This window comes from Lysinibacillus sp. NPDC056185 (assembly GCF_047737915.1).
In the GTDB taxonomy this organism is placed as follows: Bacteria; Bacillota; Bacilli; order Bacillales_A; family Planococcaceae; genus Lysinibacillus.
Window position 1 is genome coordinate 89,255 of sequence record NZ_JBLLLQ010000020.1, and the last position, 7,748, is coordinate 97,002.

Genomic DNA, 7,748 nt, shown 5'->3' on the forward strand with positions numbered 1-7,748 from the left:
CGATAATGACTGGAGCGATAAATATAAAAACAGTAGCACCAAGTCGTGAACGAGCGGCAGGTCCTTGGAGAGAAGGCTGGCGTAACTTTAAAAAGAGCAAAATCTCCCTAGTAGGTGCAGGCATTGTACTATTTTTTATTATCCTTGCTATATTTGGCTCGATGATTGCTCCTGAAGGAATTAATGAACAAAATCTTTCGAATCGTTTATTAGCACCGTCAAGTGAGCATTGGTTTGGAACAGATGACTTTGGACGGGATATTTTCTCTAGAGTTATACTTGGAGCTAGTATTTCTTTGAAGGTAGGCTTTTTTTCGGTTATTCTTTCTGTAATTGTAGGTAGTTTCCTTGGCATTATTGCGGGTTATTATGGAAGATGGATTGATACGATAATCTCGCGTATTTTTGATATTCTGTTAGCATTCCCTAGTATTTTACTTGCTATTGCAATAGTAGCAGTACTAGGACCATCATTACAAAATGCATTGCTTGCCATTGCCATTATTAACGTGCCGAATTTTGGGCGCTTAATTCGTTCGAAAGTATTGAGTGTTAAAGAAGAGGAATATATTGTAGCAGCAAAGGCTATCGGAATGCGTGATTCAAGGATTTTATTCTCACATATTTTGCCAAACTCAATGACGCCAATCATCGTACAAGGAACGCTAGCGATAGCGACAGCGATAATTGAAGCGGCGGCATTAGGCTTCCTTGGATTAGGAGCTCAAGCACCAGCGCCAGAATGGGGTAAAATGCTTGCGGATTCCCGTATCTATTTATTAAAGGCTCCGTGGACGATGATTTTCCCAGGTTTAGCTATTATGTTTACGGTTCTCGGTTTTAATCTAATGGGGGACGGCCTACGTGATGCGCTTGACCCGAAAATGAAAAGCTAATACAAAAGAGCGAAGGGTGGATATAATGCCAACCCTTCGCTCTTTTGCTACCAAAACATTTGTAGCTGACGCTGCGCTTTCGCTACCAAAACACTTGTAGCTGACGCTGCGCTTTCGCTACCAAAACATTTGCTGAAAGAAGTTAAATAAACTCTTCTTCAAATTCCACATTGATTTCTTGGCCATGATGAGTTTGATACGACACGATGAGCGTATCTAAATGCTCTAGGTTTTCTTCGTAATCTAAAATACGAGATAAAATATAAAGCAAGTGATAACTCGAGAATTCTGTATCGCCTTCATCATGCGCATAAGTTATTTGTTTTATAAATATCTCCATTAACTCGTTACGCTGAACATAATCATTATGTTTACTCCACTCGGAATGTTCGGGCTTTAATTTCCCAGTATATTTTAATAGTAGCTGTTCATGGTAAGTTAGCAGGAAATCAAGTCGCTCTTGAATCATTAAATGAAATTGCGTCGGTAGCTGGGCTAATTCGTTTTCATGATTATGAAGACGATGAAGCAGCTCTAAACTTTTCTTTGACGTTGTAATCATTTGACGATAAACAACTAATTTACGTGCTTTAACAAACTTTTTATTTTTAAAGTAATTACGCTCTTCCTTATAAAAATCATACAATGTGTCAACTCGTTGCATACGAGACTTAAATTTGCTTAATGCTTCTTTTGTAGAAGTATGCTCAGATGCCTGGCGAACAGCAAGTCGCGTCCATCGGATAATATCATCCTGTAAAAAGTAAATCTTACGGAAAAGCTTTACTTCATATTTTGGTGGTAGGAAGAACAGATTGACAACAAATGCTGCTAGCACCCCAACTAATATGGTAATAAAGCGAATAAGACCAAATGTAAGAAAATCATCTCCTTGAAACTCCATAATAGCTACAACTGTAACAAGTGCTAGTGACAATGATTTTTCAAGTTTAAATTTCAACATGATACCGATCGCAACAATGACGGCAATGCCAATTGCTACTACATGGTGGCTGAAAAGCAAGCCAAAAATGACCGCGATGGTAGCTCCTATAATATTGGCTTGTATTTGCTCAACGATTGTTTGATAGGAGCGATAAATAGATGGCTGAATCGCAAAGATGGCTGCAATTCCTGCAAAAACAGGTGAAGGTAGCTCTAGCAGCTCAGCAATAAATAGTGCAAACACGATAGCGACACCAGTTTTAAATACACGGGCACCTAATTTCATAGAAAATGGATGTCCTTTCTGTCTAAAATTTTAACTTCTTTCAGTAGAAGTTTCCCACCTCAATAGGGGCAGTTAAATGCTGCTTAAGTTACTTTACCCAATCATCCACTGGCCTAAGCCTCCGGCGGATGTCTTCTATACATTATAGAAGGAAGCGCTCATAAAATACATAGATTTGTATGTCATTTACAGAAAAAAGACGACTCACAGGGGGAGTCGTCTTTAAAAGTTAACCATAGAAACTGTTCTATATTGCTCTTCTCACTAAGCGTTTTGCCATTGCATTTACAAATTACAATTGTGAAAATGCAATATCTACCGCTTTAATTGTTTCAAGAATATCTGCTTCTGTATGCTCTGTTGTTAAGAACCATGCTTCATATTTTGATGGCGCTAAATTAATACCTTGTGCAAGCATTAATTTAAAGAAGCGACCAAAGATTTCACCGTCTGAGTTTTCAGCCTGCTCATAGTTTTCTACTGTCACATCTGTAAAGTAAATTGTAAGAGCCCCTTTAAGACGATTAATAGTAATTGTTACATCATGTTTTTTTGCTGCAGCCAAGATACCTTCTTCTAAAATGGCTCCAAGACGGTCCATTTCATCGTAAATTCCTGGAGTTTGTAATACTTCTAGGCAGGCAATACCAGCTTGCATGGATGCAGGGTTTCCTGCCATTGTGCCTGCTTGATAGGCAGGTCCAAGTGGAGCAACTGTATCCATAATTTCTTTACGACCGCCGTATGCACCAATCGGTAAACCACCGCCGATTACTTTACCAAGGGCAGTTAGGTCTGGTGTTAAGCCTAATAAGGTTTGAGCACTACCATAGTGGAAGCGGAAAGCAGTAATAACTTCATCGTAAATAGTTAATGCACCTTTTTCCTTTGCTGTGGCATGAACTAATTCTAGGAAGCCAGGGTTAGGCTCTACAATACCGAAGTTTCCAACGATAGGCTCGATTAAAATAGCTGCGATTTGATCGCCCCATTTATCCATTGCTTCTGTAAATGCTTCAGGGTTGTTAAATGGTACAGTAATTACTTCCGCTGCTGTTGAAGTTGTAACACCAGCTGAGTCTGGAGTACCTAATGTTGCAGGACCAGAACCAGCAGCTACTAGTACTAAGTCAAAGTGACCATGGTAGCAACCAGCGAATTTCATAATTTTTGTACGACCAGTATAAGCACGTGCAACACGAATTGTTGTCATTACAGCTTCTGTACCAGAGTTATTAAAGCGTACTTTATCCATAGATGGGATTGCTTCTTTTAGCATTTTAGCAAAAGTAACCTCATATTCAGTTGGTGTCCCAAACAAAGTTCCATTTTCAGCTGCGTGTGTAATAGCCTTTGCGATATGTGGGTGACCGTGACCAGTAACGATTGGACCGTAAGCTGCTAGATAGTCGATATAACGGTTGCCATCAACATCCCAAAAATAAGCACCTTTCCCACGAGCCATTGCAACAGGTGAACCTCCGCCAACTGCTTTATAAGAACGAGAAGGGCTATTTACACCACCAACGATATGCTGTAGCGCTTCTGCGTGTACTGCTTCAGATTTTGTGTGATTCATATATATTGCCTCCTAAATCTTTATACTTCATCTATTGTAGACCTATCAGTGCAAGAAATCCAAAGAAATTAAGGGATATGATTTGTTTTACTATTTAGAGTAAAATAGAGCGTACAGAGGAGGAGATTGATATGGCTTTAATAGAAGGTAAAAAAGCACCTGATTTTTCCCTTATAAATGAAACAGGAGAAACAGTAAAGTTAGCGGATTTCAAAGGACAAAATGTTATTTTATATTTTTATCCTAAAGATATGACACCAGGCTGTACGACGGAAGCTTGTGACTTCCGTGATAAGCATGAGGATTTTAGTAAATTAAATGCAGTTGTACTTGGCGTTAGTCCTGACGATGCAAAAAAACATACCAAATTTATAGATAAGCACGGTTTGCCATTCTCGTTATTAGTAGATGAGGATCATGCCGTAGCAGAAGCGTATGGCGTGTGGGTACTGAAGAAGATGTATGGACGTGAATATATGGGGATAGAACGTTCGACATTTTTAATTGATACAGAAGGAAACTTGATAAAGGCTTGGCGTAAAGTACGTGTAAAAAATCATATTGAAGAAGTATATACATATTTAGCAGAATGGGAGGTGACTCAATGAGAATTTATTTTACGTTTGAACCAAGACCGAATTTACGTGAGCCACTAGTAGCAGAATTTCCACAAGTTGATTTTATTTTTGAAAATGGCTTATCAATCGATGAGCTACAACAAGCGGATGTGCTTGTCACATATGGTGAAGATTTAAATGATGAAAATATTCAGTATGCGACAAAGGTTAAATGGATTTTTGTAGCTTCAGCGGGGATCGAAAAAATGCCAGCTCAAGCCATTATTGAACGAGGGATATTTGTTTCGAATGTGCGCGGCATTCATAAAACACCAATGGCAGAATCAATGCTTGCCCATATTTTAGCGATTAAGCGTGCGCTGCCTTGGAAGTATGAACAGCAGAAGAAAAGTGAATGGTCCAAAAAAGCGAAACAAACCGAGTTGCGGGATAGTACAGCGCTTATTTTAGGACCTGGGGCTATTGGCTCGGAAGTAGGTCGCTTATTACAAGCTTTTGGTGTTGTGACAATTGGCTGCAACCGTTCAGGGAACGAAGCGGCATCTATGAATGAGATGGTGAGCTTTGGCCAATTAATCGAAGCTTTACCTAAGGCTGATATTGTCATTTCTGTATTACCTAAAACAGAAGAGACGACACATTTACTAAAAGAAGAGCATTTTAAAGCGATGAAAAATGATGCCATTTTCATGAATTTTGGTCGTGGAAACTTAGTAGAGGAAAACGTTTTGGTGCATGCCATTCAAGTAGGTGAAATTGGTTATGCTGTTTTAGATGTATTTGAACAAGAGCCTTTAGCTGAGGATCATCCTTTATGGACTTTACCGAATGTCATTGTCTCTCCGCATATTTCAAGTCACTCTTCTCGCTATGTTGAACGTAGCTTAGAAATCTTTAAGCCAAGTTTAGAGAAGTGGTTACGCGGTGAAACAGATTTAGAAAATAGGATGGATTTATCAAGAGGTTATTGAAGCAGTAGTCCTAAATCACTCATGCCTCGGCATAATTGTAGCTGTCGCTGCGCTTTTGCCACAGGACGTGGCGTTCTTACTGAGTTCCTCTATTTCAGTGGATGTTTGGACACGCGCTTAAAGAAGCTAAACTCAAATGTGTATGAATGTTGACAGAAGTAAGAGTAATTCGATACACTAATTATAACAATTATAAATTAATAATCTTTATGGAAGAGGTGCATGACGATGTCTGAAACGCATTTACAGGATGCACTTGACACGTTAAAAACAACTGGTGTTCGTATTACTCCTCAGCGTCATGCTATTTTGGAATATTTAATTCAAACAATGGCACATCCAACTGCCGATGAAATTTATAAAGCACTTGAAGGGAAATTCCCAAATATGAGTGTAGCGACCGTCTATAATAACCTTCGCGTATTTCGTGAAGTTGGTCTAGTAAAAGAACTAACTTTTGGTGATGCTTCAAGTCGCTTTGATTTCGTTACAAACGATCATTATCATATGATTTGTGAATGCTGTGGCAAAATAGTCGACTTCCATTATCCTGGTCTCGACGAAATTGAGCATTTTGCATCACAAGTAACAGGCTTTGATGTGCATTCGCATCGTTTAGAAATTTACGGCACTTGTCCATCGTGTAAAGATGTATCTGCAAAAGTACAATAAAAAATCCTAGCTCTTAAATGAGGGCTAGGATTTTTTTGTCTTATTATAAGATTGGTCGAACTCTTTTCCTTCTAGAGTTGGATCCAATGTTAATGGTTCATTACAGTACATACACATATCTACACGACCTAATACTTTTGTATGCTTATGGCAATTAGGGCATTCTACTTGAACAGCTTTTGTTGAGAGCAGTCCAATCCATGCATAAACGACTGTACTACCAATAATACAAAGTACACCAAGGGTCATGAAAATTAATACTAGAATAGGATAGTTTTTAAAGAAGATTCCCCCATACATAACTACAAAGCCGATAAAAATAAGTGCTAATGCGAATGAACGGATTTTATTAATTTTACTTTTGTAAGGTTTCATATATCATCTTGCCTCCCAATCTAAAATCTACTATAACATATAAGAACAAAGTATTTTAGCTTTGATAACGTGGAAAGAAGGAATACTTTTAGAGTATGTCGAATTTTTAACGAAATCAATTTCGCATTGGTGTAATTGAGTACGGTGAAAATCCGTGACATCCACTGAATGAGGTTAAAAGGTAACAAGCAAATAGAGGGGGACTGAACATGGAACAAGTTTTACGTCCGATATATCAGGAACGGGCAAGTCAGTCGAATACGTTAGGCGTTATTTTAGTGGGAAAACGCGAAGAAAAAAGTAATGTTACAGATACATTTGATACAGTCTTACTTATTATTGTAAAGGAAGCAGAAAAGCCAGTCTTTACGAAACATTACTTATATGAAGGAAATAAAGTAGCTTTACATACAGTTACTGAGAAAATATTACGAAAATGGCTACTCATTGGCTCAAATAAAAAAGTGGTCGATTGGATTTTCTTTGGTAGAGTATTATTTGATCGTAATGAATTTCTTCATAAATTAAAAATTGAATTACAGGAGTTTCCGTTTAGTGGTCGTAAAATCAAAACGGGCATTCAATTTTCAAAGTTAATTCGACGTTACTTAGAAGGGAAAGAATACTTTGATAAGGGTAGCTATCTCGATGCTTATAATCATGTAGTAGATTCATTACATCATTTGGGGCGTTTATCCATCATTGATAGTGGACTGTACCCTGAAGTAACTGTTTGGGCACAGGTGAAAAAATTAGAACCAGCGATTTATAAATTATACGAGGAGCTCGTTACAAGTAATGAGCCGATAGAAAAACGTTTAGAGCTATTATTTTTAGCAAGCGAGTTTTTAATACATTCACGTACTCGAGACGGCGCTCAACATATTTTAGAAGTAATGCAAACAAAAGAGACTTGGACAATTCAGGAATTGCACGATCATAATGAGCTCATGAACTACTCAGTAGATTTAGAAGTGTTTGTAGAATATTTAGTGGACAAAGGTTATATTCAAATTGAACCTATCGTTGCGAAAAGTGAAATGATATTCCACCGTCATTATAAGGTAAATAAAGAAGCTCTAGAAATGGAGCAAGGACTGTAGTATGCTAGTTATCGAGGTATGAAAAATACCTCGATAATTTTTTATAAAAAGTTGTTGACTTTTAATTTGTTGATATTGTATTATATTAATTGTCGCTAAGACATAACGAAATAACTCAATGAACGAAAAAAACTTTCTGAAAAAGTTATTGACACGAAATGAGTTAAATGTTAATATAAAGAAGTCGCTGAAAAACAACGACATCAACATGAACCTTGAAAACTGAACAAGCAAAACGTAATCAATAAAGTTTTTAGTAACTAACCTAGAGTTGGTGAACGAAACAAAATTTTGGACATCAAACATGATGCCAGCAAAACAATTTGAGCTAATCAAATTTCTT

General features: G+C 37.6%; 8 protein-coding genes. 5 read left to right on the top strand and 3 right to left on the bottom strand.

All coding sequences use genetic code 11. The features are described from left to right. Nucleotides 1-5: 5 nt before the first annotated feature. Nucleotides 6-896, top strand: a complete 891-nt coding sequence (nikC, locus tag ACMZ42_RS18310; protein WP_415732301.1) for a nickel transporter permease — start codon at nt 6-8, stop codon at nt 894-896. Nucleotides 897-1,038: 142 nt separating this feature from the next. Here the strand turns inward: nikC and ACMZ42_RS18315 are convergent, their stop codons facing one another. Together ACMZ42_RS18315 and ACMZ42_RS18320 are read right to left on the bottom strand one after the other, a co-directional pair. Beyond that, the gene (locus tag ACMZ42_RS18315; protein ID WP_370079355.1) at nt 1,039-2,127 is read right to left on the bottom strand and encodes an FUSC family protein; all 1,089 of its coding nucleotides are present in this window, start codon (nt 2,125-2,127) and stop codon (nt 1,039-1,041) included. 292 nt (nt 2,128-2,419) lie between these two features. After that, nucleotides 2,420-3,706, bottom strand: a complete 1,287-nt coding sequence (locus ACMZ42_RS18320) for a glutamate-1-semialdehyde 2,1-aminomutase (protein ID WP_415732302.1) — start codon at nt 3,704-3,706, stop codon at nt 2,420-2,422. A gap of 131 nt (nt 3,707-3,837) precedes the next feature. Between ACMZ42_RS18320 and bcp the strand changes: the two genes are divergently transcribed. The 3 genes from bcp (at nt 3,838) to perR (ending at nt 5,927) form a co-directional block, all read left to right on the top strand. Next, entirely contained in the window at nt 3,838-4,314 is a 477-nt protein-coding gene (gene bcp / locus ACMZ42_RS18325) for a thioredoxin-dependent thiol peroxidase (RefSeq protein WP_415732303.1), read from the top strand. After that, nucleotides 4,311-5,255, top strand: a complete 945-nt coding sequence (locus ACMZ42_RS18330; RefSeq protein ID WP_402871452.1) for a D-2-hydroxyacid dehydrogenase — start codon at nt 4,311-4,313, stop codon at nt 5,253-5,255. The genes bcp and ACMZ42_RS18330 overlap by 4 nt, the downstream gene beginning before the upstream one ends. Before the next feature lie 228 nt (nt 5,256-5,483). After that, nucleotides 5,484-5,927, top strand: coding sequence for a peroxide-responsive transcriptional repressor PerR (gene perR, locus ACMZ42_RS18335; protein ID WP_142510785.1), 444 nt, complete (start codon nt 5,484-5,486; stop codon nt 5,925-5,927). A gap of 24 nt (nt 5,928-5,951) precedes the next feature. Here the strand turns inward: perR and ACMZ42_RS18340 are convergent, their stop codons facing one another. Continuing rightward, on the bottom strand, nt 5,952-6,302 hold the full coding sequence (locus ACMZ42_RS18340; RefSeq protein WP_132363284.1) for a YgzB family protein: 351 nt from the start codon (nt 6,300-6,302) through the stop codon (nt 5,952-5,954). A gap of 209 nt (nt 6,303-6,511) precedes the next feature. Here ACMZ42_RS18340 and ACMZ42_RS18345 point away from each other — a divergent pair, with 209 nt between their 5' ends. Then, complete coding sequence (locus ACMZ42_RS18345; protein ID WP_370079363.1) at nt 6,512-7,405, top strand: nucleotidyltransferase-like protein; 894 nt, start codon at nt 6,512-6,514, stop codon at nt 7,403-7,405. Nucleotides 7,406-7,748: the final 343 nt, after the last annotated feature.